At 61.0% G+C, this 26,949-nt stretch carries 31 protein-coding genes; 17 read left to right on the top strand and 14 right to left on the bottom strand.

Annotated elements, in window-relative coordinates:
* Nucleotides 1-116 precede the first annotated feature (116 nt).
* The 3 genes from TU80_RS02040 (at nucleotide 117) to TU80_RS02030 (ending at nucleotide 2,651) form a co-directional block, all read left to right on the top strand.
* Complete coding sequence (locus TU80_RS02040) at nucleotides 117-1,544, top strand: MltF family protein (protein ID WP_057003735.1); 1,428 nt, start codon at nucleotides 117-119, stop codon at nucleotides 1,542-1,544.
* 103 nt (nucleotides 1,545-1,647) lie between these two features.
* Entirely contained in the window at nucleotides 1,648-2,082 is a 435-nt protein-coding gene (locus TU80_RS02035) for a DoxX family protein (RefSeq protein WP_017848811.1), read from the top strand.
* 260 nt (nucleotides 2,083-2,342) lie between these two features.
* The gene (locus TU80_RS02030; RefSeq protein WP_017848810.1) at nucleotides 2,343-2,651 is read left to right on the top strand and encodes a hypothetical protein; all 309 of its coding nucleotides are present in this window, start codon (nucleotides 2,343-2,345) and stop codon (nucleotides 2,649-2,651) included.
* A 4-nt stretch (nucleotides 2,652-2,655) separates the two neighbouring features.
* Here the strand turns inward: TU80_RS02030 and TU80_RS02025 are convergent, their stop codons facing one another.
* The 3 genes from TU80_RS02025 to TU80_RS02015 are packed head-to-tail and all read right to left on the bottom strand — an operon-like array spanning nucleotide 2,656 to nucleotide 6,008.
* Complete coding sequence (locus TU80_RS02025; protein ID WP_057003734.1) at nucleotides 2,656-4,344, bottom strand: Gldg family protein; 1,689 nt, start codon at nucleotides 4,342-4,344, stop codon at nucleotides 2,656-2,658.
* A gap of 15 nt (nucleotides 4,345-4,359) precedes the next feature.
* Nucleotides 4,360-5,085, bottom strand: a complete 726-nt coding sequence (locus TU80_RS02020) for an ABC-2 transporter permease (RefSeq protein ID WP_046384248.1) — start codon at nucleotides 5,083-5,085, stop codon at nucleotides 4,360-4,362.
* Nucleotides 5,082-6,008, bottom strand: a complete 927-nt coding sequence (locus tag TU80_RS02015; protein WP_057003733.1) for an ABC transporter ATP-binding protein — start codon at nucleotides 6,006-6,008, stop codon at nucleotides 5,082-5,084. Before TU80_RS02015 ends, TU80_RS02020 begins: the two co-directional genes overlap by 4 nt.
* Nucleotides 6,009-6,265: 257 nt before the next feature.
* Here TU80_RS02015 and TU80_RS02010 point away from each other — a divergent pair, with 257 nt between their 5' ends.
* Together TU80_RS02010 and greB are read left to right on the top strand one after the other, a co-directional pair.
* Entirely contained in the window at nucleotides 6,266-7,429 is a 1,164-nt protein-coding gene (locus TU80_RS02010) for a hypothetical protein (protein WP_057003732.1), read from the top strand.
* Between the two features lie 126 nt (nucleotides 7,430-7,555).
* Entirely contained in the window at nucleotides 7,556-8,029 is a 474-nt protein-coding gene (greB, locus tag TU80_RS02005) for a transcription elongation factor GreB (RefSeq protein WP_026140354.1), read from the top strand.
* 43 nt (nucleotides 8,030-8,072) lie between these two features.
* Here the strand turns inward: greB and TU80_RS02000 are convergent, their stop codons facing one another.
* Together TU80_RS02000 and TU80_RS01995 are read right to left on the bottom strand one after the other, a co-directional pair.
* A complete protein-coding gene (locus TU80_RS02000; RefSeq protein WP_057003731.1) occupies nucleotides 8,073-10,583 on the bottom strand; it encodes an ABC transporter permease in 2,511 nt (836 codons plus the stop codon).
* Nucleotides 10,583-11,266, bottom strand: coding sequence for an ABC transporter ATP-binding protein (locus TU80_RS01995; protein WP_017849531.1), 684 nt, complete (start codon nucleotides 11,264-11,266; stop codon nucleotides 10,583-10,585). Before TU80_RS01995 ends, TU80_RS02000 begins: the two co-directional genes overlap by 1 nt.
* A gap of 10 nt (nucleotides 11,267-11,276) precedes the next feature.
* On the opposite strand from TU80_RS01995, the gene TU80_RS01990 reads away from it, so the two are divergent.
* From TU80_RS01990 to TU80_RS01980, 3 genes are all read left to right on the top strand, one after another.
* Nucleotides 11,277-11,882 (top strand): arylesterase, encoded by a 606-nt coding sequence (locus TU80_RS01990; RefSeq protein WP_026140353.1) that lies wholly within the window; start codon nucleotides 11,277-11,279, stop codon nucleotides 11,880-11,882.
* Between the two features lie 58 nt (nucleotides 11,883-11,940).
* Nucleotides 11,941-12,234: a hypothetical protein gene (locus TU80_RS01985; RefSeq protein ID WP_017849529.1), complete on the top strand. Its 294-nt coding sequence runs from the start codon at nucleotides 11,941-11,943 to the stop codon at nucleotides 12,232-12,234.
* An 86-nt stretch (nucleotides 12,235-12,320) separates the two neighbouring features.
* Complete coding sequence (locus TU80_RS01980; RefSeq protein ID WP_017849528.1) at nucleotides 12,321-13,289, top strand: L,D-transpeptidase family protein; 969 nt, start codon at nucleotides 12,321-12,323, stop codon at nucleotides 13,287-13,289.
* A 134-nt stretch (nucleotides 13,290-13,423) separates the two neighbouring features.
* Here TU80_RS01980 and oprI read toward each other — a convergent pair whose 3' ends face one another.
* Nucleotides 13,424-13,675, bottom strand: a complete 252-nt coding sequence (oprI, locus tag TU80_RS01975) for an outer membrane lipoprotei OprI (protein WP_003172710.1) — start codon at nucleotides 13,673-13,675, stop codon at nucleotides 13,424-13,426.
* A 612-nt stretch (nucleotides 13,676-14,287) separates the two neighbouring features.
* Between oprI and TU80_RS01970 the strand changes: the two genes are divergently transcribed.
* Nucleotides 14,288-14,569 carry a GNAT family N-acetyltransferase gene (locus tag TU80_RS01970; protein WP_003189869.1) on the top strand — a complete coding sequence of 94 codons (282 nt, stop codon included), beginning with the start codon at nucleotides 14,288-14,290 and terminating at the stop codon, nucleotides 14,567-14,569.
* A 70-nt stretch (nucleotides 14,570-14,639) separates the two neighbouring features.
* Here the strand turns inward: TU80_RS01970 and TU80_RS01965 are convergent, their stop codons facing one another.
* A complete protein-coding gene (locus tag TU80_RS01965; RefSeq protein WP_017849526.1) occupies nucleotides 14,640-15,716 on the bottom strand; it encodes a 3-deoxy-7-phosphoheptulonate synthase in 1,077 nt (358 codons plus the stop codon).
* A 131-nt stretch (nucleotides 15,717-15,847) separates the two neighbouring features.
* A complete protein-coding gene (locus TU80_RS01960) occupies nucleotides 15,848-16,282 on the bottom strand; it encodes a PilZ domain-containing protein (protein WP_017849525.1) in 435 nt (144 codons plus the stop codon).
* Between TU80_RS01960 and TU80_RS01955 the strand changes: the two genes are divergently transcribed.
* The 5 genes from TU80_RS01955 to cysB all read left to right on the top strand — a co-directional run bounded on the left by TU80_RS01955 (nucleotide 16,281) and on the right by cysB (nucleotide 20,200).
* On the top strand, nucleotides 16,281-16,667 hold the full coding sequence (locus tag TU80_RS01955; RefSeq protein WP_017849524.1) for a YbbN family protein: 387 nt from the start codon (nucleotides 16,281-16,283) through the stop codon (nucleotides 16,665-16,667). The genes TU80_RS01960 and TU80_RS01955 overlap by 2 nt on opposite strands.
* The gene (locus tag TU80_RS01950; RefSeq protein ID WP_057003730.1) at nucleotides 16,664-17,617 is read left to right on the top strand and encodes a putative 2-dehydropantoate 2-reductase; all 954 of its coding nucleotides are present in this window, start codon (nucleotides 16,664-16,666) and stop codon (nucleotides 17,615-17,617) included. The genes TU80_RS01955 and TU80_RS01950 overlap by 4 nt, the downstream gene beginning before the upstream one ends.
* Before the next feature lie 15 nt (nucleotides 17,618-17,632).
* On the top strand, nucleotides 17,633-18,550 hold the full coding sequence (locus tag TU80_RS01945; protein ID WP_046384243.1) for a 5'-nucleotidase: 918 nt from the start codon (nucleotides 17,633-17,635) through the stop codon (nucleotides 18,548-18,550).
* A 70-nt stretch (nucleotides 18,551-18,620) separates the two neighbouring features.
* Nucleotides 18,621-19,121, top strand: coding sequence for a universal stress protein (locus TU80_RS01940; protein WP_046384242.1), 501 nt, complete (start codon nucleotides 18,621-18,623; stop codon nucleotides 19,119-19,121).
* Nucleotides 19,122-19,225: 104 nt separating this feature from the next.
* Nucleotides 19,226-20,200: an HTH-type transcriptional regulator CysB gene (cysB, locus tag TU80_RS01935; RefSeq protein ID WP_017849520.1), complete on the top strand. Its 975-nt coding sequence runs from the start codon at nucleotides 19,226-19,228 to the stop codon at nucleotides 20,198-20,200.
* A 6-nt stretch (nucleotides 20,201-20,206) separates the two neighbouring features.
* Here cysB and TU80_RS01930 read toward each other — a convergent pair whose 3' ends face one another.
* Together TU80_RS01930 and TU80_RS01925 are read right to left on the bottom strand one after the other, a co-directional pair.
* Complete coding sequence (locus TU80_RS01930) at nucleotides 20,207-20,695, bottom strand: GreA/GreB family elongation factor (protein ID WP_046384241.1); 489 nt, start codon at nucleotides 20,693-20,695, stop codon at nucleotides 20,207-20,209.
* A 12-nt stretch (nucleotides 20,696-20,707) separates the two neighbouring features.
* Nucleotides 20,708-21,076: an alpha-amylase family protein gene (locus tag TU80_RS01925; RefSeq protein WP_017849518.1), complete on the bottom strand. Its 369-nt coding sequence runs from the start codon at nucleotides 21,074-21,076 to the stop codon at nucleotides 20,708-20,710.
* Nucleotides 21,077-21,208: 132 nt separating this feature from the next.
* Here TU80_RS01925 and earP point away from each other — a divergent pair, with 132 nt between their 5' ends.
* Complete coding sequence (gene earP / locus TU80_RS01920; protein WP_057003729.1) at nucleotides 21,209-22,342, top strand: elongation factor P maturation arginine rhamnosyltransferase EarP; 1,134 nt, start codon at nucleotides 21,209-21,211, stop codon at nucleotides 22,340-22,342.
* Nucleotides 22,343-22,391: 49 nt separating this feature from the next.
* Nucleotides 22,392-22,964 (top strand): elongation factor P, encoded by a 573-nt coding sequence (locus tag TU80_RS01915; RefSeq protein ID WP_057003728.1) that lies wholly within the window; start codon nucleotides 22,392-22,394, stop codon nucleotides 22,962-22,964.
* A gap of 151 nt (nucleotides 22,965-23,115) precedes the next feature.
* Here TU80_RS01915 and TU80_RS01910 read toward each other — a convergent pair whose 3' ends face one another.
* The 3 genes from TU80_RS01910 to TU80_RS01900 form a co-directional block, all read right to left on the bottom strand.
* On the bottom strand, nucleotides 23,116-23,535 hold the full coding sequence (locus TU80_RS01910; RefSeq protein ID WP_010211852.1) for an organic hydroperoxide resistance protein: 420 nt from the start codon (nucleotides 23,533-23,535) through the stop codon (nucleotides 23,116-23,118).
* Between the two features lie 177 nt (nucleotides 23,536-23,712).
* Nucleotides 23,713-24,165 (bottom strand): MarR family winged helix-turn-helix transcriptional regulator, encoded by a 453-nt coding sequence (locus TU80_RS01905; RefSeq protein ID WP_026140352.1) that lies wholly within the window; start codon nucleotides 24,163-24,165, stop codon nucleotides 23,713-23,715.
* A gap of 80 nt (nucleotides 24,166-24,245) precedes the next feature.
* The gene (locus TU80_RS01900; protein WP_046384239.1) at nucleotides 24,246-25,196 is read right to left on the bottom strand and encodes a LysR family transcriptional regulator; all 951 of its coding nucleotides are present in this window, start codon (nucleotides 25,194-25,196) and stop codon (nucleotides 24,246-24,248) included.
* Nucleotides 25,197-25,304: 108 nt separating this feature from the next.
* Between TU80_RS01900 and TU80_RS01895 the strand changes: the two genes are divergently transcribed.
* A complete protein-coding gene (locus tag TU80_RS01895; RefSeq protein WP_046385336.1) occupies nucleotides 25,305-26,054 on the top strand; it encodes a sulfite exporter TauE/SafE family protein in 750 nt (249 codons plus the stop codon).
* Here TU80_RS01895 and TU80_RS01890 read toward each other — a convergent pair.
* Complete coding sequence (locus TU80_RS01890) at nucleotides 26,044-26,925, bottom strand: LysR family transcriptional regulator (RefSeq protein ID WP_032805034.1); 882 nt, start codon at nucleotides 26,923-26,925, stop codon at nucleotides 26,044-26,046. The genes TU80_RS01895 and TU80_RS01890 overlap by 11 nt on opposite strands.
* Between the last annotated feature and the right edge of the window lie 24 nt (nucleotides 26,926-26,949).

Here is a 26,949-nt window from a genome sequence, read left to right as displayed (position 1 = left end):
TCGCCTACCCTGGTGCCGCCGTTGCGTGCCTTGTCAGCGCATAAAGCGCTCTGTTTCTGACCTCCAGCTCCTCGTTTTTCGCGAAGGTGCTGGCCAGTATTCTTTCCGGAGAGCGGATGATCCGACCCTCGGCGTTGCTTATGTTGTGCCTGACGTTATCGCTGCCCATGGCGGCGGTCGCGCGGCTGGACGGGCCGCTGGAAGTGACCAAACCGAGCAAGGTGCGCGACCTGGCCGAGATTCGCTCCAGTCGTACCCTGCGCGTACTGGTCAACCAGAGCCGCAACAGTTCCGGCGAAATCCAGGGCCAGGCCATTGGTGTCGAATACCATCGCCTGCGTGCGTTCGAGCAGTACCTCAACGACCAAGCCCGCGATGGCCAGGAAATCAATCTGAAGATCATCCCCAAGGCCAAGGACCAACTGCTCGGCGCGCTGGCACGGGGTGAAGGCGATCTGGTAGCCCCCGGGGAATTGCTGGAAGTGAAGGCCACGCACAAGATCAGTGCGAGCGACCCGATTGCCAGCGGCGTGCCGTTATGGCTGGTGGGGGTCAAGGGCGAGCGCCGGTTCACCCGGCTGGAGCAGTTGTCCGGGCGCACATTGGCGCTGACCACCGGCAGCGCGGCGGCGGATGCGATCAACCAGGTCAACCAGAAACTGGCCCTGCACAAGCAGCCGCCGATCAAGGTGGAGTGGGTCGACCCGAGCCTGGCGGTGGAGGACGTGCTGGAGATGGTCCAGGCCGGCATCTTTCACCTGACCATCGTCGAGAAGCCCATCGCCGAACGTTGGTCGAAGATCCTGCCCAAGCTGCGCTTCGACAAGCAGGTGGTGATCAATGAGCCGGGCGAAGAGTATTGGTTCGTGCGGCAGGACGCCGCGATGCTGCGGGCGAGTATTGATCGCTTCCTCAAGACCTACCGCACGCCGTCCGACCAGGACGTGGCGTTTCAGCGCATTTATCGACGCCTTTACCAAGTGCGCAACCCGCTGGCCCGCATCGACCGCCAGCGCCTGGAGAAACTGCGCCCGATCCTGCAAAAACATGCGCGCGAGCAAGGCATGGATTGGTTGAACCTCGCCGCGCTGGCCTTCAAGGAGTCCGCCCTCGACCCAAGCGCGCGCAGCAGCGGTGGCCCCACCGGCCTGATGCAGATCACGCCTTCGGCGGCGCAGCGGGTGGGCGTGAACAATATCGAAAATCTCGACAGCAACGTGCAGGCGGGCGCACGTTATCTGTCGATGATCCGCCGCAAGTTTTTCGCCAGCCCCAAGCTCAACGAGCGTGAGCGCATGGCGTTCGTGCTGGCGGCCTACAACATGGGGCCGGAACGCGTGCAAGGCATGCGTACCGAAGCCAAGCGGCGTGGGTTGAACCCCAATCAGTGGTTCTTCCAGGTGGAGCGCATTGCCATGGAGCAGGTGGGGATGAGCGGCGTGAGCTATGTGAATAGCGTCAACAAGTACTACCTGGCGTTTGATCGGGAGCGGGACTCCCTGGAGCCGTCGGCGTTGGAGCCGAAAATCGCTTCGCGCAAGTGATCGATTTTATAGATATTAATTAGGCATTTTTTCGGCTTTTATCATTGCCTAAACTGATTAATATAGCGGCCAACCAACCCCTACTCTGAAAAGGATTATCCCCATGAGCCCACTGATCAAAAGCATCCTGTCCACCCGCGCCGGCTATGGCTTGACCATTCTGCGCATTGTCGTCGGCATCATCTTCGCTGCCCACGGTTCGCAAAAACTCTTTGGCTGGTTTGGCGGCTACGGCCTGGCGGGCACCGCGCAGTGGATGGAAAGCATCGGCCTGGCGCCGGGCACCCTGATGGCCTTGTTGTCGGGCGGTACCGAGTTCTTCGCCGGCCTGGCCTTGATCATCGGTCTGCTGGCACGCCCTGCGGCCTTGGGCCTGACGATCCTGTCGCTGGTGGCGATCTTCTCGGTGCATATCCATAACGGTCTGTTCATGGCGAACAATGGTTATGAGTTCGCCCTGGCCTTGCTCGGCGGCTCCCTGGCCGTCCTGTTCGAAGGTGCCGGCAAACTGTCCGCCGACCGCGCCATCACCCACTGATCGGCCTGTAACCGCTGGAGAAGGCCCGCCATGTGCGGGCCTTTTCGTTGCGCGGGATTCTTGACACCGCCCCATCGGCTTCTCTAGGATGTTGGTTATGCGCCGATTTAAACAGCTAATTGCGGGGCGCCACTGGGACTCGATGCAGCCCGACAGAAGCCAGTTCTCATTGCAGACGCCGGCTTCGAAATACCGCTAAAGCGCTGGTTCGGTGTTGCCTCTCACCTGCCCGCAGACTTTTGAGGCAGAGACACGACACGATGAATGCACCACGCCCCCTCATACGCCTGGCTCCGATCACTGCGGAGCTGACTCAACGCAATCCGAGAATTCTCCTGGGCGGCAAGCACCAGCCGACGCTGTTGCGTTACCTGGACGGCTGGCCGCGTCGGGGCGGGCGGCCCTCGGCGTTCCTGATCCAATTTGTCGAAGATGGCGATTCCCTGGCACGCTTTGCCAGCAACAGCTTTGACCTCGCGGTGATCCAGGCGCCCAGCGCCAGTGACGCGGCTGAGGTGATCCGCCAACTGACGCGCATTGCCCGGCAAGGCTTGATCGCGCGGCGCTGAGCCCTCAATAAAACGCCGACGGCGGCACCGGCCAGCGACGACGCCGCCGCCGAAACAGCCCCCAGGCAATCAGGCACAGCAGTGCCGGCAACGGCACAATCACCAGCAGTTTTACGTTGCGTTCCAGGCGCTGCACTGGCGCGTAAAGCGTGTTTTTCAGCGTATGCAGTTCCATCGGTAGACGCAGGCGTTCCTTGTTGAGCGCTTGCAACTGGGTACTGGTATCGACCGACTCCGTGCCCAGGGCCGTGACGTCGGGGTTAAGGCGCTGCCATTCCTTTTCCGTTCGTGCCAGGCGCCGTTCCAGCTCGGCAGCCTGATCCCGATAGGCGCGTTCGGCAGCCTCGCGCCGCTTCGCCAGCAGCTTCAATGAATGGCCGGCCACCGCGCGCGGGCGAATATCCGCCAGGGCCTGCGGCGCGGCCAGGTTATCCAGTGCGTTCATGACAAACAGTTTGTTGGCATTTCGCGCGGATTCGCCGGGAGGCTCGCTCAACATATCCGTATCTGCAACCACGACCACATGGATCTGCGCCGCCTTCTGCAACCCCGGCGGCCGCCCGCCAAATCCGTCGGCAAACGCCGAATAGGCTGGCCCTTCGAGGCGGGCAGCGATCACGTGAGGCTCGCCACGCGTGGGTAACGCACTGCCCACGGCGTCTGAATCGATCAGTAACGACTGTCTGGAACTGCGCAACAGCGGCGTGAAGATGGCGCGGCTTTTATCCAGGGAGAACAGGGCGCCGCTGTTCGACACGGTCACTGTGCCCAGCTTCCAGCTGCTGACATCGCGGGTATTCATTGCTTGGCGTGGCAGGGTGAATGTGGCCGGTTGATGTTCCGACGGGGCATAGGTGGGGTCGACCAGCACTTTGTTGCTCGGCATGCTGACCCCCCAGCCGGCGAGCAAGCCGTCTAGCCGGGTGGCGGAGGACGTTGTCTTTGAGCCGCCTTTGTCGAGGGGGTCGATAAACATCAGCAGTTTGCCGCCGCCCAGGACGAACTGGTCGATCGCATACAGTGTTTTTTCCGGCAGCCCGCGTGGATGTACCAGCATCAGGGTTTTAATCCGCGAGGGCACATGATCGGCCGTCGGCTCCAGCTCCAGGAGATCGAAATGTCGGTGCAACTCCAGTACCAGCGGCTCGATGGATGCGCCGGCCGGTAACCCTGATAACAGCCCGACGATCGCGGGCTCGGGGTGCAGCAACTGGGTGATCAAGTGGCTGATTTCATACTCCAGCAGCGGCTCGTTCTCCGGGTTGAACGACTCGATGCGTTGGGCGGTTTGTCCCTCCCGAGCGCCGATAAGACCGAAGAACCCCGGTTGATCGCGCAGGCCATACAGTCCTGCTTTGTAGGCATCCTCTGAAAAGGGAGTGGGATCGATAATGTGCAGATTGATCCTGCCGTTTGCTGCGTGTTCAAACGCCCTGAGCTTTTCTTCAACGCGTTTGGCATAGTGTTTCAGGATGCTTTTTTTGGCCGGTATGCTTGAGTTGAAATAATAGAAGTCCAGTGGGCTTTCCAGTGTGGTGAGTAAGTGCAATACCGCGGGTGACAATGTATTGGTCTGTTGTTGGGAAAAGTCCTGGCGTAAATCAGGAAGTTTGACTACCCATACCAGGTTGAATGCGAGGAACAGCAGCAGTATGACGCTAAGTGTCATGCCGGTGCGCAATGGATATCGCATCGAGAGTGTTCCTTCTCAGCTGTTCTTGTAGTTGAGGATAACGGTCGTCGCAGCAAGAAAAGCAATGATCATGCTGATGAAATACGCGCCGTCCTGAAAGGTAAGTGTCCCGTGATCAATCAGGCCAAAACGCAGGAGTGGGCTGAGAGATGTCAAACTGTCGATGATCCAGATGGGGGCTTGACGCTCCAGTGCATCCAATATCGAAGACACGCCGCTGGCCAATAACAGCAGGCTCAGCGTCAATATGAAAATGGCCAGGCGCTGGCGGGTCAGTGCGCAAATAAAAACACCCACTGAGAGATAGCTCCCGCTCAATAACCAACTGGCCAGGAATTGGGATGCGATGACCCGGTTGTCCGCACTGCCCAACAAGTTGACCACCGTCACGATGGGGAATGTCAGTAATAATGCCAGGCCCGCCACGACCCAGGCGGCGAGGAACTTCCCAATAACCAGTTCGGCGGGCCGCACAGGCAGTGTTTTCATGAAATCGCCAAAGCCTGTCTCATTCTCGTCCGCCCAAAGTTGAGTCGACAGTGCAGGGATCAGTAACAGGTACAACCAAGGGTGCCATTGAAAAAAGCCCTGCAAATCGCTGCTGCTGCGCTCCAGCAGTTGGCTGGTGTGCAACCCCAGCAAGGTCGACAGCAACAGGAACAGCGCAACGCTCAGGTAGGTGGCAGGTGCCGATAGATAGCTGGCAAGCTGGCGTTTGAAAACAGATGGCAGCAGGTTCAATGGGATGCCTCCTGGCTCAGGTGGTGAACGACATCGTTCAGGCGGCCTGGCTCCAGATTCAGTGAGTGTATTTCCCAGCGTCGGTTGGCAATCAATGCGCAGATGGCGGGGTAGATGGAGTGTCCCGGCATGGCGAGAACGGTTACCGTGCCCGGGCCGTGCCGGTCTTCTTCGATACCTGCCACGCCGGGCAGTACGGCAAGTGCCAGTAAATCCAGGGCTGACTCCGCCGCCAGGGTGACCGCGCGAAAGTGCCGGGAACTGCGCTGCAGCTCGGGCATCGGGGTGTCCGCCAACAGGCGCCCGCCGCCAATGACCAGGGCGCGGGTGCAGACGCCGGCCAGTGCTTCGCAATCGCGTGAGGCAACGATGATCGTCATCTCGTCGGCCAACGACTGGATAAGCCTGCTGATCTTGCCTTGCTGATGGGGCGCCAACCCTTCGCTGGGTTCGTCCAGTAACAGCACGTCGGGGTCGTGCAGCAGGGCCTGGGCAAACGCGACTTTGCGTTTCAGGCCAGGGGGAAGGGTGTTGATCGGGTAATCGAGGACTGGCCAGAGTTCGAGTCGGCTGGCCGCGTGATCCACCCGCCTGCGTCGCTCCGCGCCTTGGAATCCCCGAAGAGTGGCGATGAAACTGAGCAGGTTCTTGACCGACAGGGTCGGGTGACTGACTCCGGATTCGGGTTGATAGCCTATTGCCTTGCGTGCGTGATAGCCGTGCGTGTGTGTATCCAGCCCCAGAATCCGCACTTGCCCCGAGGAGGGTTGGATGGCGCCGGCGATCATTTTTAAAAGTGTCGTTTTACCTGCCCCCTCCAATCCAAATAAACCAAGGCACTCTTGGCGTTTGGCAGAAAATGAGACATCGCTGATTACACTCTTTTTGTTCAAGTATTTTGTGAGGTTGCTTATCTCGATCATTATGCTTTTCTGTTCGGTTGGTGAGGCAAGAAGAATGAAGAGGCAAGCGCCTTTGTTGAGTGATATAGGGCTCGGGTTTAAAAATGGTACGTTCAATGTACAGCGCTTGGAAACGCTGAAGTATCTTAATAAGAGAAGTCCTACGTTCAGTCTGTTACCTCGCTGAAACAATCGTTGAGTGATAAATGCATGTTGATGGTCGGATGTTTATCTGATGTTTATATACGCTTTGCTTGTTGTCATGAGGCCTGATTACTATGATGCTTCTACGTACCCTAGTTCTTGAACGCTCTGGTGAGGATGCGCCGGTCAACGGTGCTCTGCTCTGTGGTTTTGCTGTTCCCCAGATCGCGTCGAACTTTCTTGTGTACAGCCTGGATGAAGAAATAGAGCCGGGTAGTTCCCGGGTATATGTCGCAGCATTGCGTAGGAAAGTTGAACGCTACTTCTTGGGTGGGGTGGATGCCCAAGAGGATCTGCAAGTTGCGATGCGGGTGTTTAAACAAATACTGACCTTGGCCGCGTCCGGTACCAAGTCGGGTAGCGTCGGCGACGGCCAGATTCCCTATCACTTTGTCGACTTGAAAGGCTGCAAGTTGCCGCCCGCCAGGCCCGAAGATCATCATTCAATGAACATCAAGAAAGCCTTGGTGATGAAGGTGATTACCTTGGGCACATCGGCCCCTGCGTCAGAGGCGATTGAAAGTCCCACGCTGATTGTCCCGTCCATTCGTTTTTCTTCCAAATTGGTCTCGGCTCCCAAAGTCACCAAGGCGCCTGAAAAGGTCTTGCCCGTGGTGATCGAGGGGCTGGCTGAACCTCAGCGGCAGGTGCCCGCGGTCGTGGCGCCAACTGCTGCGCCGGTCGTCGCGGTTGCACCCAGTGCGCCGCCGGCATCCAACGAACAGGCAGAACACAATTCACTGTTCGAGGTGGACAGCACCTTGACCAACCTCGCGCGTGTCGCCCAGGAGCTGACCCAGCAAAAACTTGCGATGCAAAAGCGCGAAGAAGCGCTCGAACAGCGCCAGGTTGAACTGCAGCGAGGGCTGGCGGAGCTTGAGCAAAAGCGCCAGGAACTGACCCGTCGCATGGTGCAGGAGGAGGGCGCCGTGCAGTTGCAGGCGCAGGCGTTGGAGGGGCGTGAAGCGCAGTTGGCAAATGCCGTGGTCATGCAGCAGCAAGGGCAGCGTCAAATGGATGAGCGCACCCGCGTCCTCGAAGAGCGGGCCATTCAAGTCGAGGCGCAAGAGCTGCGGGCGCGTCAGAAAGGCGAGACGTTGGCGGCGCTGCTCGTGCAGTTACCAGGGTTGCGCCAGAATGTGCATGCCATTCTCTTTGAACTCGACCAGGCGTTGGACGGCCTGGCCAGGAATGAGCTGGTTCAAGCCAGCAGCGAGCCGGGCGCAATCCAGCTGTGATGCGAGGCGTCAGAGGGTCTGGCTACTTTCCCCGGTTCATTTATCATCACCCTCTGTTCGTCGACGCCGGGGCCTGCATGCCGCGGCGTATTGGAATCAATGGACATTGCCTGGGGATGCACACGTTTGAGTACCAAGCTGATTACCAAAGAAGGTCATGAGGCGCTGAAGAAGGAGTTGGATTACCTGTGGCGCGAAAAGCGTCCGGACACCACGCGCAAGGTGACTTGGGCTGCTTCCCTGGGGGATCGCAGCGAGAACGCGGACTACCAGTACAACAAGAAGCTGCTGCGTGAGATTGACCGACGGGTGCGCTACCTGCGCAAGCGTCTGGAAGACATGCGCGTGGTGGAGTACATGCCCGAACAGGAAGGGCGGGTATTTTTCGGTGCCTGGGTCGATATCGAAAACGAGCAGGGCGAAACCAAGCGTTTTCGCATCGTCGGCTATGACGAGATCTACGAACGGATGGACTACATCTCCATCGACTCGCCGATGGCGCGGGCGCTGCTGCGCAAGCAAGTCGACGATGAGGCCATCGTGCAGACGCCGAACGGCGAGGTGTGCTGGTGGATCACCGCTATCGAGTATGTGAAATAGACAATGGTGGCCCGCGGTCTGTGACGCGCGGGCCATTGTCGTCTCAGCCTTCGCGCAATACCGCCAATGGCGTGGCATTCAGCGCGCGGCGCGTCCCGAACACCCCGGCAGCGCCGATCAGCACGCCACCGATCACCGGCAGCAACAACAACCACGGGTGTGGGTGCCAGGCCAGGTCGAAGGCATAGCGGTAGAGCACCCAGGTCACCAGCTCGGTGCCCAGCGCCGCGAGCAAACCGCTGACGGCGCCGAGCAGGCCGAACTCGATGCGTCGGGCCTTCACCAGCAGCTTGCGCTCGGCGCCCAGCGCACGCAGCAGCGCACCTTGGCGAATGCGCTCGTCCAGGGTGGCCTGCAGGCCGGAGAACAGCACCGCCATCCCTGCCGCCAGCACGAACAGCAGCACATACTCCACGGCCAGCGTTACTTGGGCGAGGATGCTGCGCAACTGTTCCAGCAGGGCCTCGACTTGCAGGATCGTGACCGCCGGGAAGGCCCGGGACAGGTCGACGATCTGCCGGTCATGGCCGGGGGCCAGATAAAAGCTGGTCAGGTAGGTGGCCGGCAGGTCTTTCAAGGTGCCAGGCTGGAAAATCATGAAGAAGTTGGGCTGGAAGTTATCCCAATTGATGGTGCGCAGGCTGGTGACCCGCGCTTCACGGGTTTCGCCCGCCACGGTGAACACCAGGTGGTCGTTGAGCTTGAGTTTCAGGCTTTCGGCAACCTTGGCTTCCACCGACACCCCCGGTATTTCATCGCCCGGTTGCTGTGACCACCAGGTACCCGCAGTCAGGGCATTGCCCGGCGGCAGGTCGGCGGCCCAGGTCAGGCTCAGGTCGCGCTGGATCGCGCGGTCGCCGCTGGAGTCCTTGCTGACGATCGCCTGCACGGGCTCGCCGTTGACGCTGATCAGCCGGCCGGGCACCACCGGATACAGCGGCGCCGATTGTGCCTGCAGTTCGAGCAGGCGAGCGCCAAAGGCGTCCTTGTCGGCGGGCAGGATGTTCAGCGCGAAGTAGTTGGGGGCGTCCTTGGGCAGCTGGTTTTGCCAGGTGTCGAGCAATTCGCCGCGCAGCAGGGCGATCAAGCCCATGGACAGCAGGATCAAGCCGAACGCCAGCGACTGGCCTGCCGCCGCCAACGGATAACGCAGCAACTGGCCCAGGCCCAGGCGCCACGGCAGGGACGCCCGGGCCAGCAGGCGGCGCAGGCTCTGCAACAGCAGCAGGAGCAGGCCACCGAGGATCAACGCCGCAACCACGCCCCCGCCGAGCAGGGCGAAGGTCAGCACCAGGTCGAGGCTCAGGCGCCACATGATCAGGCCCAGGGCAAGCAGCGCCGCGCCGTAGACCATCCAGGTGCTGGACGGGATGGGCAGCAGGTCGCGCCGCAACACGCGCAGCGGTGGGACGCGGCCCAGTGCCGCCAACGGTGGCAGGGCGAAACCGGCGAGGGCCACCAGCCCGGTGCCGATCCCGGCAATGGCCGGCAGCAGCCCGCCGGGCGGTACGTCCGCCGGCAGCAGGTCGTGGAGGAAATAGAACAGGCCAAATTGCGCCAGCCAGCCCAGCAGGGCGCCGGCCAGGCTCGCCAACAGGCCGAGTACGCTCAGTTGCAGGCTGAACAACAGCATGGTTTCACGCCGCGATAAACCCAGGCAGCGCAACAGCGCGCTGGCATCAAAACGTCGGCTGGCGAAACGGTTGGCGGACAACGCCACGGCCACACCGGCCAGCAACACCGCCACCAGGCTGGCCATGTTCAGGTAGCGCTCGGCCTTGCCCAGGGCGCCGCCGATCTGCTGGTTGCCATCCCGCGAGTCCTGCAGGCGCTGGTTGGCCGCGAGACCCGGCTTGATCAGGTCACGATAGGTTTGCAGTGCCGTACTTGAGGGGGCTGCGCGCCACAGCTCGCGGTAACTGACGCGGCTGCCGGGCTGGACGACGCCGGTGGCGCCCAGGTCGGCCAGGTTGATCATCACCCGTGGCGTGAGGCTGTAGAAATTGCCGGCGCGGTCCGGTTCATAGGTCAGCACACGCGCCAGGCGCAGGGACTTCATGCCCACGTCGATGCTGTCACCCACTTTCAGGTCGAGTGCGGTGAGCAGCCGTGCCTCCACCCAGGCTTCGCCGGGTTTCGGGCCGCCGCCTGCGGTTTCGTCAGCGAATGGCGCGGCTGCGCTCTTCAGTTCGCCGCGCAGCGGGTACTGCTCGTTGACCGCCTTGATGCTGGACAGCTGGATGCCGTTATCGGTGGCGATAACGCTGGAAAACTCGACGACGCGTGCGTGATCCAGGCCCAGTTCGATCCCGGACCTGATTTGCTCGGGGCGCGCGGGTGAGCTGCCCTCGAGCACCAGGTCGGCGCCGAGGAACTCGGTGGCGCGCAACAGCATGGCGCCATTAAGGCGTGCGCCGAAGTAGCCGATGGCGGTGCTGGAGGCCACGGCCACCAGCAGGGCGAAGAACAACACGCGCAATTCGCCGGCGCGGGCATCGCGCAGCAATTGGCGCAGGGCAAGGCTGAACAGGCGCAACAGCGGCAAGCGTGCCATCAAGGCTCCAGGGGCGCGACCAGCAGGCCGGCTTCAAGGCGGATCAGGCGTCGGCAACGGTGCGCCAGGCGCTCGTCGTGAGTGACCAGGACCAGGGTCGTGCCGCTTTCTTTATTCAGTTCGAACAGCAGGTCGCTGATGCGCTCGCCGGTATGGCTGTCGAGGTTGCCGGTGGGTTCGTCGGCAAACAGCACGTCCGGTTCGGCGGCAAAGGCGCGGGCGATCGCCACCCGTTGCTGCTCACCCCCGGAGAGTTGGCGTGGCGAGTGGGTCAGGCGTTGGCCCAGGCCGACCCGTTCGAGCAGGTACCTGGCGCGCTCGCGGGCGTCTTTGCGGCCGTCCAGCTCCAGCGGCAGCATGACGTTCTCCAGGGCGTTGAGGCTGTCGAGCAGTTGGAATGACTGGAAGACGAAGCCCACGTGTTCGGCGCGGATGCGCGCGCGCTGGTCTTCGTCGAGGCTGCTCAAGGCTTGGCCTGCGAGGATAACTTCGCCGCTGCTGGGCAGGTCGAGGCCGGCCAGCAGACCGAGGAGGGTGGACTTGCCGGAGCCGGAGGCACCGACGATAGCCAGGCTATCGCCCTTGTTCAGTTCCAGGCTCAGTTCGTGCAGGATAGTCAGTTCACCTTCCGCGCTGGGAACCACTTTGCTAAGGTTTCGCGCGATGAGAATGCTTGCGCCCATGGAGAATCCGATGCGAATGTGGTTTTTGAGTGCTGGCCTGGCCTTGATGTGCATGGCCCAGAACGCAGCGGCGGGTACAGTCCTGATCGTTGGCGATAGTATCAGTGCCGGTTTCGGACTGGATACCAGCAAAGGGTGGGTAGCCTTGTTGGGACAGCGGCTCAAACACGAAGGTTTCGACGATAAAGTGGTCAACGCGTCCATCAGCGGCGACACCAGCGCCGGAGGCCTCGCGCGGCTGCCGGCGGCGCTTGCGGAGCATAAGCCCAACCTGGTGATTATCGAGCTGGGCGGCAATGACGGCCTGCGTGGACAGCCGCCCGCGCAATTGAAACAAAATCTTGCGTCGATGATCGAGCAGTCCCAGGCGGTCGGCGCCAAGGTCCTGCTGCTGGGCATGCAGTTGCCGCCTAACTACGGTCCGAAATACACCACGGCATTTGCCGGGGTCTACGCGGCCCTGGCCAAGGAGAAGAGCGTGCCGTTGGTACCGTTTTTCCTCGACGGCGTGGGCGGTCATCCCGAGCTGATGCAGGCCGATCAACTGCACCCGGCGGTCGGCGCCCAGGGTAAGTTGCTGGAAAATGTCTGGCCGACGCTAAAACCGCTGTTATGACGCTTTTCTACCGGCAGGCTTTCGGCTAAGGTGGCGCCCCCCCGATTTGGAGCCCTCGATGTCGCGTCCTGCCTGGTCCCTGTTTAATTACCAACTGATCGAGCCGGACGAGCAGCTGGATCTGTTCGCCTGCCAGGAAGTCCGGGTGCATCTGGTCACGCGTCAATTGGAGCTGGGCGGCACGATCGATCGCACGCTCTGCGGCACGTTGTTGCCGGCTCAGCCACGCTGGTCGGCGGTGGATCGCTCGATTTTCCAGGATCAGCGCCTGTGCCCCCTGTGCCGTGCCATCTTGGAGTCGCAAAAGCGTGGCACGCCGCCGATCTGGCCGGAGCTGCGCTTCGAGTGGTGAGGGGCGCTACGAGCTTGCAGCTTGAAGCCCGCATCGCGTATACAATCGCTTTTTACCTACACGTTGTTCTGCGAAGGATTTTCCGGATGTTGTCGCGCCTTTCCGCCGTCACCTGCTGCCTGTCTCTTGCCGCCCTGTGTGCGGCGGGTTCCGCGGCGGCCTTGCAGTTGCCCTTGCCACCCCCGGGCGAAGACATCGTCGGCCAGGTCCAAGTGATCAAGGCCAAGTACGAAGATACGTTTGCCGACCTGGGTACCACCTACGACCTGGGCTACTCGGAGATGGTCGCCGCCAACCCGGGCGTCGATGCCTGGTTGCCGGGGGCGGGCACCGAGATCGTCCTGCCGACGCGGTTCATCCTGCCGCCGGGCCCCCGCGAAGGCATCGTGATCAACCTTGCCGAATACCGGCTCTACTATTTCCCCAAGGGCCAGAACGTCGTCTACACCTTCCCGCTGGGGATTGGTCGTGAAGGCTGGGGCTCGCCGATCGCCCATACCAGCATTGTCGCGAAAACGCCGAACCCGACCTGGACGCCACCCGCTTCGATCAAGGCCGAGCACGCCGCCAACGGCGATCCGTTGCCCAACGTGGTACCGGCCGGCCCGGACAACCCGCTGGGGCCGTTCAAGTTCACCCTGGGCACGCCGGGCTACCTGATCCACGGCTCCAACATGAAGTTCGGTATCGGCACGCGTACCAGCCACGGCTGCTTCCGCATGTTCAACAATAACGTGCTGGAAATGGCCGGCATGGTACCGGTGGGTACTCCGGTGCGTATCATCAACGATGCCTACAAGTTCGGCAGCAGTGGCGGCAAGGTCTACCTCGAAGCGCATACGCCGCTGAACGACGATGGCACGCCGTCGGTGGTCGACAAGCACACCGCGGTGATCAACGCGCTGCTCAAGCGTGAAGACCTGGCCAATCACCTGCGGGTGAACTGGGATCAGGTGCGCGACGTGGTCGCGGCGGAAGATGGCCTGCCGACTGAAATCGGTGTGCCGGCTGCGGCGTCGATGGTCTCGAACGCGCCGCTCGATCCGTTGCAATAAGCCGGTTCGATCAATCGCCCGCCACGGCCTTGGGCTGCGGCGGGCTTTTTATTGCCCGTGATCCGGGACCGAATCGCAGGCAATAAAAAGCCGGTCCAAGAATGGACCGGCTTGGTAACAACCCCGAAGGACTATTACTTGCGGCTAGCTTTTTCAAGCATGCGCAGAGCGCGCTCGTTAGCTTCGTCAGCAGTCTGTTGTGCTTTTTGAGCAGCAGCCAGAGCTTCATCAGCTTTACGGTAGGCTTCGTCTGCACGAGCCTGGGAGCGAGCTGCTGCGTCTTCAGTTGCAGTCAGACGAGCTTCGGTTTCTTTGGAGACGCTGCTGCAACCGGTAGCCAGAACTGCGGCCAGAGCCAGAGCAGAGAATTTCAGAACGTTGTTCATCGTGTTCCCCTTCAAGGACTTTCTATAAGATAGCTACTATCTCAGAGTGAGCTAATAGCCGGCGTACATACTACTCATTACTTGTAGTAAGTAAACTGACGTAGCGCAAGAAGCAAAAAAAAATTTCTGTGCTGAATCTATTTTGGCTAATCTTTTGGGAAATTGTATAAAAAGCGTTCAATTTTTAGCAGTCTGCTGAAGAATGGATGCGCCCTGAAAGGGCCGGCCAGCATGTGTCAAGCCTTGTAAGTAGATGAAAATTTATATACTGAAGCTAACACTTTTGTACAGGTTGACTTTGCCAAACCCTGTATCTTTTGCGCATGTAGAGGTGACTTTAACAGCGCCTGTTCGTCTCAAGCTTCAACTGCCGGCAATGTTCAGGCTTTCGGTCACCGATTGATCGAGGCCCTTTCTATATCCGCCAGCCCCAGGGATGACGAGTGCGTCTTGAGCAATTTCAGGATTGCCGCCTACTATTCTCTACGTGCTGGTTGTGAGCGCTCACGGTTTTCTCGTCGTCGAAACCGGCACGGGGTGGCGTAGATGTTCCTTCGCCGGAAAAACATCGGTAAGGTAGGGGTCAGAATCCAAGACCCGCGAGGAGTAGTGATGAGCGAGGCGTTGTCCATCCACCATGACCAGGCTGGTCATCAGTTCGAGACCAATGTGGACGGTCATCGTGCCTACCTGACCTATATGGACCTCGGGAAGCAGACCTTGGACATCTATCGGACCTTCGTGCCCAACGCACTGCGAGGTCGCGGTATCGCGGCTGCATTGACCGAGGAAGCCTTGAAGTTCGCCGAAGAGGCCGGCTACACGGTGATCCCGTCGTGCTCTTACGTCGAGCGCTACATGGAGCGCCACCAGCGCCATGCGGCCAAGCTGTAAGGCATGAACTGCAACATGAAAAACGCCGGGCTTAGCCCGGCGTTTTTGTGTGCGCTGATCAGGATCAGACTCAGCTGCGCTTGCGCAGGGGCAACACGTCCTTGAGCTTGGCGTGCATGCTGCGCAGGGTATTCTCGGTGGTCGCCCAGTCGATGCAGGCATCGGTGATCGACACGCCGTACTGCAAGTCGGCCAGGTCTTTGGGGATCGCCTGGCAGCCCCAGTTCAGGTGGCTTTCGACCATCAGGCCGATGATCGACTGGTTGCCTTCCAGGATCTGGTTGGCGACGTTTTCCATCACCAGCGGTTGCAGGGCCGGGTCCTTGTTGGAGTTGGCGTGGCTGCAATCGACCATGATGTTCGGCTTGATCTTGGCCTTGTTCAGCGCCTGTTCGCACAGGGCAACGCTGACCGAATCATAGTTGGGCTTGCCGTTGCCGCCGCGCAATACCACGTGACCGTAGGCGTTGCCTTTGGTGGTGACGATGGAGACGCCGCCTTCCTGGTTGATACCCAGGAAGCGATGAGGGCTGGAGACCGACTGCAGCGCGTTGATCGCCACGGTCAGGCCGCCGTCGGTGCCGTTCTTGAAGCCCACGGCCGAAGACAGGCCGGACGCCATTTCGCGGTGGGTTTGCGATTCGGTGGTGCGCGCGCCGATGGCCGACCAGCTGATCAGGTCCTGCAGGTACTGCGGGGAGATCGGGTCGAGGGCTTCGGTGGCGGTGGGCAGGCCCATTTCGGCCAGGTCTAGCAGCAACTTGCGACCGATGTGCAAGCCGTCCTGGATCTTGAACGAGTCGTCCAGGTACGGGTCGTTGATCAGGCCCTTCCAGCCGACGGTGGTACGCGGTTTCTCGAAATAGACGCGCATGACCAGATACAAGGTGTCGGACACTTCTTCGGCCAGCGCCTTGAGGCGCTCGGCGTATTCGTGGGCCGCCTTGAGGTCGTGGATCGAGCATGGCCCGATTACCACGAAGAGGCGGTGGTCGGTGCCGTCGAGAATGTCACGAATGACTTCGCGACCCTTGGTGACGGTCTGCAGGGCAGCGTCGCTCAGGGGGATTTCGCGCTTGAGCTGATCGGGCGTGATCAGGGTCTCGTTGGATTCGACGTTCAGGTCGTTGATCGGTAAATCAGCCATCGTGTTACTCGTCAGGGTCACGGGTGCCGGCCGCCAGCCATCCCCGTGCGGCGGAGCACAGCATGATTTGAATGCAGGGGGGAGGAACCTTAGCGCGTAACACGGGCCCGCGACAATGGGCAAAGCCCGCTTTAATCCAGTGCCGGCGCTACAAACGCCTCATGGGAGAATTCACCGGCATGCCGCGCCACCCACTCGCGGGCCATCGTTTCGAACTGCTCGGGCGTCGACTCGGCGTCTTCGTGCTGGCGGCAGTAGCGCTCTATCCGGCATGCTTGCTCACCCATGCGTGCGCCGAACAACGCATGTTCATCGGTAAACGAGATGCCGACGCGATAGCCGTCTTCTACCTTGCGGCACCATGCCACATAGCCCGGGTAGCGGGCCCCGGCGCCCAGGGACGGGATATGCAGGTCAACCGCTGTACCCTGGCGCCAGGCACGCGGGCAATTGCAGGCGATGCCGCCCAGGCCGATAGTGTGCAGGCGTTGGCGGGGAATGGGGGGAGAGGGACGTTGGATCAACAGGGCAGCGACATCATCAGGATGAGGTAAAAAACGACCCATGTACACGGACTCCGAGCACCGTCCAGTCGACGGCGGTGGCAGCAGTATAGTGAAGGAGCAGGCATTGACCGACCTGGATATTGACCAGCAACTGCTGGGATTACCAGGCATTTCGCTCGTGCTGTTTACCAGCGTGGGCTGTTCCGGTTGCCGTTGGGCGCATCAGCAGCTACCGGGCTGGCAGTTGCCGGTGGATCGGTTGTGCTGGGTGGATGCCGGGCACAACGGCGGCGCGGTGGAACGTTATCAGGTCTTTCATTTGCCGGCGCTGTTCGTGGTGTGCGAGGGTCAATTCTTCGGGCAGATACAGACACGTCTTACACCTTCCGAGCTTACCGACGCTATTCATCAAGCGCTTACCCGCACTCCAGAGGATTTGCCATGACCGCATTGTCGCCACGCATTGGCATTATCGGCACCGGCGCCATCGGTGGTTTCTACGGCCTGATGCTGGCGCGCGCCGGCTTCGATGTGCATTTCCTGCTGCGCAGCGAATACGCAGCGGTCAGTGAGCGTGGCCTGCGCCTCAACAGCAGCGTGCATGGCACCTTGCACCTGAACCCCGTGCAGGCCTACGCCCACGCCGCCGACATGCCACCGTGCGACTGGCTGCTGGTAGGCACCAAATCCACGGGCAATGTCGACCTGGCCCCGACCATCGCCCAGGTCGCGGCGCCCGACGCGAAGGTTGTGTTGCTGCAAAATGGCCTCGACGTCGAAGACAGCCTGCGCGAACACTTGCCGGCGTCCCTGCATCTGCTCGGTGGGCTGTGCTATATCGGCGTACACCGTTCCGCCCCCGGCGTCGTCGAGCATCAGGCGTTGGGCCGGGTCAACCTGGGTTATCACAGCGGTACTGCCGCCAACGACGAAGCGCGCCAGAAGGCGATTGTCGAAGCAGGCGCCGCGTTGTTTCATCAGGCCGGCATCGAGTCCCAGGCCATGGCCAACGTACACCTGGCGCGCTGGCACAAGCTGGTGTGGAACGTGCCTTATAACGGTCTCTCCGTGCTGTTGGGCTGTGGCACCACGGCGATGATGGCGGACGAGTCCAGCCGCGAACTGATCCAGGCGCTGATGGCCGAAGTGGTGAAGGGCGCTCACGCCTGCGGTCACGACATTCCGGCCAGCTATGCCGAGCAGATGTTTACCATGACCGAAAGCATGGACGATTACCTGCCCAGCATGTACCACGACCATATCCATAAACGCCCGCTGGAACTGGCGGCGATCTACGCTCGCCCACTCGCCGCCGCCAAGGCCGCCGGCTGCGAGCTGCCGCGCATGCAGGCGTTGTATCAGGCCTTGAGTTTTATTGATCGGCATAACCGCTGATTGGGGGGAACCACCATGGCAAACGGATTGGGCGACAAACTGGTGCTGGCGATTTCATCGCGGGCCCTGTTCGACTTGAGCGATAGCCACAAGGTCTACCTGGCCCAAGGCGTGGAGGCCTACCGCAAATACCAGATCGAGCACGAAGAAGAAACGCTCGAGCCGGGCGATGCCTTCCCGCTGGTCAAAAAACTGCTGAGCCTCAACGCCAGCCTGGGCCGGGCCCGGGTCGAAGTGGTGCTGGTGTCGCGCAACAGTGCCGACACCGGCCTGCGCGTGTTCAATTCGATCCAGCATTACGGGTTGGACATTTCCCGCGCCGCTTTCGTAGGAGGGCGTAGTCCATATCCTTATTTGGCGGCGTTTGGTTGCCATCTGTTTCTTTCGACCCATGCTGACGATGTGCGCAGTGCGCTCGATGCCGGGTTCGCCGCGGCGACGATTCTGTCGGGCGGCGCGCGCCGTGCATCGAGCGAGGAGCTGCGGATCGCATTCGATGGCGATGCGGTGTTGTTTTCCGACGAGTCGGAGCGCGTTTACCAACAGGGCGGGCTGGAAGCGTTCCAGGCCAGCGAGCGCGAATCGGCGCGCCAGCCGTTGCATGGCGGCCCCTTCAAGGGCTTCCTCGCGGCGCTGAACCTGTTGCAGCGTGAGTTTCCGGACGCGGCCTGCCCGATCCGCACTGCCCTGGTCACCGCCCGGTCGGCGCCGTCCCACGAGCGGGTGATCCGTACCCTGCGCGAGTGGGATATCCGCCTGGACGAGTCGTTGTTCCTCGGCGGCCTGGAGAAATCCGCGTTCCTGGAGGCGTTCGCCGCCGACGTTTTTTTCGACGACCAGGCCGGCCATTGCGAGAAAGCCAGGGAGGTGGTGGCCACCGGGCATGTGCCCCATGGCATCAGTAATGAGGTGAAGGTTCAGACGCCGAGCTAAGTCAGTCTAATTCCCCAAGGCGCTGCTAAGCTCATTCAATCTCCGCCATCCTGGCAGTCCAGGAGGTTTTATGATCCGTTCGATGCTGTATGCCACGGACCTTGGTCTGTATGCGCCTTATGTGATGCAACATGCGCTGGCGCTGGCGCGAACGTTCAAGGCTGAGCTGTCGGTGATTCATGTGGTCGAACCCATCGGGCTGTTCGCCGAATCGGTGTTGCAAAGCTACCTTGATGAAAAGGCCCTGAACGAATGGCAGAGCCAGGGCCTGAGCACAGTGATGGCGACGATCGAGCAGCGGGTCCTTGAGAGTTTTCGCGAGGAGCTGGGGGACGGCGCGCAAGACTTGCAACTGATCCACTCGGTGCGGGTGATCCAGGGTGACCCGTGCGAGGTGATTCTCGACCAGTTGCGTAAACTTTCCGTGGATTTGTTGATCGTAGGCAGTCATAGCCACGCTACTGCCGCGGCCACACCCCTTGGGCGCACTGCCGCACGGGTGTTGCAGCTGTCTCCGGTGCCGGTTTACCTGGTGCCATCGTTACAACGTCGACGCAGTGATGACGTGTGAAGGGGCGCGATAGATAAAAAGTTCTAGATTTATCTGTCTAACCTTTAATATAGTTATATGCCGTCGCTGATACCCGTGGCGTCTATCTGCTTTGAGGGATACATATGAAGCTTCAACAACTGCGCTACATCTGGGAAGTGGCGCACCACGATCTCAACGTTTCCGCTACCGCTCAAAGCCTGTACACCTCGCAACCGGGTATCAGCAAACAGATCCGCCTGCTCGAAGACGAGCTGGGTGTCGAAGTGTTCGCCCGCAGCGGCAAGCACCTGACCCGCGTCACCCCGGCCGGTGAGCGCATCATCACCACCGCCGGCGAGATCCTGCGCAAAGTCGAAAGCATCAAGCAGATCGCCCAGGAATTCTCCAACGAGAAGAAGGGCACCCTGTCGATCGCGACCACCCACACCCAGGCACGGTATGCGTTGCCGCCGGTGATCCGTGATTTCATCAAGCAATACCCGGACGTGGCCCTGCACATGCACCAGGGGTCGCCGATGCAGATCGCTGAAATGGCCGCCGACGGCACCGTCGATTTCGCGATTGCGACTGAGGCGCTGGAGTTGTTCGGCGACCTGGTGATGATGCCGTGCTATCGCTGGAACCGTTGTGTGGTGGTGCCGCAAGGCCACCCGCTGGCCAAGCTGCCGAAGCTGACCCTGGAAGCCCTGGCGGAATACCCGATCGTGACTTATGTGTTCGGCTTTACCGGCCGCTCCAAGCTCGACGAAGCCTTCAGCCACCGCGGCCTCACGCCGAAAGTGGTGTTCACCGCGGCCGACGCCGACGTGATCAAGACTTACGTTCGCCTGGGCCTGGGCGTGGGGATCGTCGCCAAGATGGCGGTCGACACCCAGCTCGATAAAGACCTGGTCGTGCTCGACGCCAGCGAGTTGTTCGAGTCCAGCGTGACCAAGATCGGTTTCCGTCGCGGCACGTTCCTGCGTGGTTTCATGTGCGACTTCATCGAGAAATTCGCCCCGCACCTGACGCGCGAAGTCATGGCCAAGGCGATCCAGTGCCACAACAAGCAGGAACTGGAAGAGTTGTTCGACGGCGTAGAACTGCCCGTCCACTGAGTGGTTTCAGCGGGCCTCGGTCACCGTAAAGTGTTGCCGGGCGCCCGCCACCAGGATTTCCACCTCATCGCCTTCGAACTTGCCCAGCAGGCTGTGGCCCAGGGGCGAGCGCGGGGTGATGACGGTGACCGGTTGCCCCACCACATCGACTTTCAAACCCGCAGCATCCGGCGCCAGGAACAACCATTGCTGGCGACCGTTTTCGTCCTCCAGGCCCACTAGCGCGCCGACTTCTATGCCCCGTTGCTCATCGTATGCACGCAGCTGCAGTTGCAGGTTCTGGCACAGCGCCAGCGACTGCTTGATTTCCTCCACCCGCTTGGCCTGCCCGGCCGCCAGGTAAGACGCTTCCAGGCCGAGGGTGTCGTATTTGTTTTCGGCGATGTTTTCTTCGTGGGTCGCGGTTTCGTAGGCGGTCTGCGCGGCGCGCTGGGCGATGTCGAGGTCGACGCTGAGTTTTTCCAGGATCAACTGGAGGACGGCGTGTTTATTCATGGTTGGGCTTGATCATTCGCAAAATTGCAGGACATTCGCCTTGCTCTTTTCATTGGGCGCGTTCTGGTCCTGTTGCAGCCAGAACTGGCATTTGGGGTTGGACAGGTTGCGCGCATTGTTGCGCGCCTGATCCAGGCTCTGTCGTTGTTCCTGCTTGCGCAGGTTCTCTTGATACTGCTCGAACAGGCGGTTCGGCGGTTCCACCGCGACCGGCGCGGGCTTGCCGAGTTGCTCGACGGCCTGGGCGACCGGCGCCAGGCTCTGCGGGAACAGATAGCGCGACGCCAGCCAGGTGGTCAGCGCAATCGCGATAAACCCCAGCCACACGCCCAGGGCGATAGCGAGACAAAGCTTGAACAACGACAGCGGACGGTCAGACATGGCGGCCTCCTGGCAGGCATTTACGGCGTGGCGGCGATTGTCGCACAGCCACCGTGCAGAATAATCGCGATCAAGCCTTCTGCATCGGGGCATTTATGCGGACAATCGAGCCTTTGAGCGTGGGAGCCCGGAATGAAAGCCCGCTGGGATATTTTTTGCAGCGTCGTCGACAACTACGGCGACATTGGCGTGACTTGGCGCCTGGCCCGGCAATTGGTGGTGGAGCACGCCTGTGATGTGCGCTTGTGGGTCGATGACCTGCGGGCCTTCGAACGCATGTGCCCGGAGATTGATGTGCAACGGGAGCAGCAATGGCAAGAGGGCGTCGACGTGCGCCATTGGCCGGCGCAGTGGTCGGCCACGCCATCGGCGGATGTGGTGATCGCCGCGTTTGCCTGCCAGTTGCCGCCTGACTACATGGACGCGATGGCCGCGCGCGAGCACGCGCCGTTGTGGATGAACCTGGACTACCTGAGTGCCGAGGACTGGGTGGTGGGGTGCCATCGTCTGCCGTCGGTGAAGTTCAAGGGGGTGCAGAAGTACTTCTTCTTTCCCGGCTTCCGGCCCGGCACCGGTGGCCTGTTGCGTGAGGCGGGGTTGCTGCAACAGCGTCAGGCGTTTCAGCAGGATGCTGGCGCGCAGAAACATTTCCTGCAAAGCCTGGGCGTATTTCCCGCAACCGGTGCGCGGCTGATGTCGCTGTTTGCCTACGAAAATGCCGCGCTTGCCGGTTGGCTGGACGTGTTGGCGACGGACGGGCGCGCCACTCATCTGCTGGTGCCGGAAGGGCGCATCCTCGGCGATGTGCAGCGCTGGCTCGGCGTGGACCGGCTGGCGGCGGGCGATACTCATCAGCGCGACGCCCTGACCGTGCAGGTGCTGCCGTTCGTGCGCCAGGAGCAATATGACCGCCTGCTGTGGTGTTGCGAGTTCAACGCCGTGCGCGGCGAAGACTCGTTCGTGCGGGCCCAATGGGCCGGGCGCCCGTTGCTGTGGCATATCTATCGCCAGGACGAAGACATCCACCTGGACAAGCTCGACGCCTTTCTGGAGCTGTACACCGCAGCCCTCTCGCCGGCGGCAAAAGCCGCGGTGGTAGCGCTTTGGCAGGCCTGGAACACCGAGGGCGATATGGCCCAGCCGTGGAAAATGCTGCTGGAACACTGGCCGGAAGTGGCTGCACACGCCGAAACATGGTGTCTGGAACAGGCCTTGCAGGCGGATCTTGCGACGGCGCTGGTACAGTTTTATGAAAGTTGGATATGATACGCCACCTTGATTTTTGTAAACCCCATCCAAATTTCGGATATACGCAATGAAAACTGGTAAAGAACTGAAACCCGGTATGGTAATCCGTATCGACAACGATCCTTGGTTGATTCAGAAAGCTGAATTCACCAAGTCGGGCCGTAACAGCGCGATCATGAAGACCAAGCTGAAAAACCTGCTGACTGGTTACAAGACCGAAACCGTTTACGGCGCCGATGACAAGCTGGACGACGTGATCCTCGACCGTAAAGAAGCGACTCTGTCCTTCATCAGCGGCGACTCTTACACGTTCATGGACACCACCGACTACACCATGTACGAGCTGAACGCTGAAGATATCGAAGCCGTTCTGCCGTTCATCGAAGAAGGCATGACCGACGTCTGCGAAGCCGTTTTCTTCGAAGACCGCCTGGTTTCCGTAGAGCTGCCGACCACTATCGTGCGTAAGGTTGCCTACACCGAAGGTTCCGCTCGCGGCGACACTTCGGGCAAAGTCATGAAGCCTGCCAAGCTGGCTAACGGTACCGAACTGCAAGTGGCCGATTTCATCGAAATCGACGACATGATCGAGATCGATACCCGTGAAGGCGGTTCGTACAAAGGTCGCGCCAAGAAGTAATTCTGGCCCCACCGGTACGAAAAAAGCCCGACCTTGAGTCGGGCTTTTTTGTGGGCGTTTACCTGTCACTTCAAGTATTGCCTCAGCTCATCCGATGCTTGCCGCAACGCCAGCACGTGGCTGGCGGCGTGTCGTTGGCGAGCCGCGCGGGTTAGACGGTGACGTGCAGACGCACATCGACGTTGCCGCGGGTGGCGTTGGAGTACGGGCAGACTTGGTGGGCAGCGTCGACCAGGCTTTGCGCGTCGTCCTGGGCCAGGCCCGGCAGGCTGATGTGCAGGTCGATATCCAGACCGAAGCCACCCGGGATCTGACCGATGCCGACATGGGCAGTGATCGACGCATCATCCGGAATTTTGCGTTTGGTCTGGCTGGCGACGAATTTCAGTGCGCCGATAAAGCAGGCCGAGTAGCCGGCGGCGAACAGTTGTTCCGGGTTGGTGGCCTGACCGCCGGCACCGCCCAGTTCCTTGGGGGTGGAGAGTTTGACGTCGAGGATGTTGTCGTTGGACACGGCACGACCATCACGGCCGCCGGTGGCGGTGGCTACTGCGGTATAGAGCGTTTGCATGGTGTTGCCCTCTTGGTGTTTTGCGCTAAATGTTTGCGCGCTAAGTAGTTGGTGAGGTGAATGTATAGCGCTAATGTTTAGTGCGCAAGATAAATTTTAGGTTTTTTCCGTAAGGGCACCTCAAAACCACTTGTGGGAGGGGATTGCCCCCTCCGCAGGTATGGGGCTTGGGTGTGTTTAGACAGCGCCTTGCAGATTGCCCCGCAACGCAATCAAATCAGCTTGCAGCTTGCGCAGTTGCTCCAGCTCCAGGCCGCTGGCGCCGAGGATGCACTGAGGAATCCCCTTGGCCTTGTCTTGCAAGGCACGGCCAGCGTCGGTCAGTTCCACCACCACCACTCGCTCGTCTTCGCGACTGCGCGTGCGGCTGAGCAGGCCCTCGGCTTCCAGGCGCTTGAGCAGGGGGGTCAGGGAGCCGGGATCGGTCAGCAGGCGGCTGCTGATTTCGCCGACAGTCAAGCCATCCTCTTCCCACAGCACCATCATGGCCAGGTACTGCGGATAGGTCAGGCCGAGGGCTTGCAGCAGCGGCTTGTAGACCTTGGTCATCAGCAATGAAGTGGAGTGCAGGGCGAAGCACAGCTGGTTATCCAGCAACAGGGATTGGCAAGGATCGGGATTTTTGCTCATGGTGCTGCCTCAAAAAAGCGTATCTGGGCTGGAATCTAGCGGGCAAATCTTTAATGCGCCAGGTAATTCTGTCCGGGGGGTCAGACCAATCCGCTTTGCAACGCCAGGTCCCAGGGCGGCACTGGGCTGAAGCGTGATTTCAGGTATTCGAGCAACAAGCGGCTACGTGCGTTCGGCTGTTGTTCCAGGCGCAGCGCATAGATGCCGGTGGTTTCCGGGCTGGGCAGGCCGTTTTCGCAAAACAGAGGCAAGAGTTCGCCGCGGACCAGGTATTCACTCGCCAGCCAGGTGGGCAGGTGCGCGATACCCAGGCCGGCCAGGGCACCGGAGAGCAGGGCTTCGGCGTTGTTGGCGCTCATGCGGATGCGTTGCGGGCGATAGGTGGCGCGACGCCCGTCCAGTTCGAAGCGCCAGGCGAAGATCGGTGCCAGGCCATCCCAGTCCAGGCCGTCGTGTTCGCTGAGGTCTCGCGGATGGGTCGGCGTGCCACGGTTTTTCAGGTAGGCCGGGCTGGCACAGGCAATTCGCACGATGCTGGCCAGCGGCGTGGCGATCAGCCGGGTGTCGACGATATGCCCGGCACGCAGCACCAGATCGACCTTACCCAGGTGCGCGCCCTGCATGTCCACGAAGCTGTCGATCAAATGCAGGTGTACATCCAGCCCCGGGTAGACGTTCAGGAAGTCGGCGATCACCGGCGCCAGATGCCGTCGACCGAACGCCGCCGGTGCGTCCACGCGAATCAAGCCTTCCGGCGCATGGCTCAAGGACACCGCTTCCGCCCGTGCCAATTGCAACTCGGTGACGATGCGCCGCGCGCGTTCGGCGAACGCCAGGCCGGCCGGTGTTGGCAGCACCGCGTGGGTGCTGCGCTGGAACAAGCGGCTGCCCACCGAGCTTTCCAGGCTGTCGATACGCCGGGCCACGGCGGAGGGCGTCAGCGGATGGCGACGCGCGGCGGCGGAAAAACTGCCGGTTTCCAGCACATCGAGAAACAGGCTGAGTTGGTCGGTGAGGATATGCGGGTTCATCGGTCGACGCTTATGCGGGATTGGCACAGCCATTGTGCGTTGCTGTGCGTATCCGCGCCAGAGCGGACTGCGTAGCATGCAAGGCTTGGGATTGTGGAGTAATGCGTGGTGTTGGATTTAGCGATGTACTTGGTTATGGGCGCGGCATTGGGCACGGTGGGCGGCCTGTTCGGCATTGGCGGCGGGTTGATTGCCATCCCGGTGCTCGGCGTGCTGTTCGGCCTCGATCAGCAGATCGCCCAAGGCACCGCGCTGGTGATGGTGGTGCCCAACGTGATGCTCGCGCTGTGGCGTTATCACCAGCGTAATCGCATTGAACTGCGCCACGCGCTGCCGTTGGGGGTAATGGGCTTCAGCTTTGCCTGGCTCGGCTCGATCTGGGCCGTGGGCCTGGACGCCGGCGCGATGCGTGTCGGCTTTATCGCATTTCTGCTGGCGCTGTCGGCCTACAACCTGCTGCGCATGTTCACCCGCAATGCGCCGCCGACGGCACAGATGCGCCATGCCTGGCCGTGGCTCGGGGTGTTGGGCGCGGTCTCCGGCTCTATGGGCGGTTTGTTCGGTGTCGGTGGTGCGGTGGTCGCCACGCCGGTGCTGACCAGTGTGTTCGGCACCACCCAGGTGGTGGCCCAAGGCTTGTCCCTGGCCTTGGCACTGCCCAGCACCGGGGTGACTCTTGTCACTTACGCCTGGCACCACGAAGTGGACTGGATGATCGGCATCCCCCTGGCGGTCGGTGGCCTGCTCAGCATCAGTTGGGGGGTAAAAGTCGCCCACGCTCTGCCGGAGCGCCTGTTGCGCGGTTTGTTCTGCGGTTTCCTGGTGGTGTGCGCCGTGATGCTGATGTTTAAGGTTTGAAGCCGTCGATGATGTACTCCGCCAGGCATTCGGTGATAGGTGACGTCATCAACGGGTTGCGTAACAAGCGCAGATTCATCGACGGCAAGGGCGGGAAACCCTCGTCACTGCCGAGCACGCGCAGGTCATCTGTCACCAGGCTTTCCATGCTGACCATCACTGCCAGGCCGGCGCTGACCACGGCCTGGATCGCCGCCCCGTTGGTGCTGTTGTAGGCCAGGCGATAATTGCGCCCGACGGTATCCAGTGAGGTACGCGCCCACTGGGTGTAAAGGCAATCGGCGCCGGACATCGCCAGTGGCAGGGCGTCGTGCTCGTCCACGCAGAAACACGGCGCCGCGGCCCACACCACGCGCTCGGTGCGCAATAGCTCGCCGATATCATTGCCGGGTTCGCGGCTGATCACCGTCAACGCCAGATCCCGCCGTTGCATCAGCACGGTGGATGCCTCGCAGTGCATCTCGATCTGGATCAGCGGGTAGGCCTTGGAAAACTGTTTGAGAATCCCCGGCAGGAAGCGCATCACATAGTCGTCCGGGGTGCCGATGCGTACCAGCCCGACCATATGCGGTTCTCGCAGGGTGTTGAACACCTCGCTGTGCAGTTTCAGGATGCGCCGCGCATACCCCAGCAGCACCTGGCCCTCCGGCGTCAGTCGCACTTGGCGGCCGTCGCGCTCGAACAGTTTGCGCTGCAGCACGTCTTCTTCCAGGCGCTTCATCTGCATGCTGACCGCCGATTGGGTGCGGTTGACCTGCTCACCGGCGCGGGTAAACCCACCCTGGTCGGCGATGGCGACGAAGGTGCGCAGCACGTCGGTGTCGATGCTTGGGTAGGCGGCCAATTGATCAATTCCTGAGATGTATTTCATAAAAAACATTCGTTGGATTGATCA

Source organism: Pseudomonas veronii, assembly GCF_001439695.1.
Lineage (GTDB): Bacteria > Pseudomonadota > Gammaproteobacteria > Pseudomonadales > Pseudomonadaceae > Aquipseudomonas > Aquipseudomonas veronii.
Note: the sequence above shows the minus strand (reverse complement) of the source record. Positions and strands in the feature narration are given on the sequence as shown.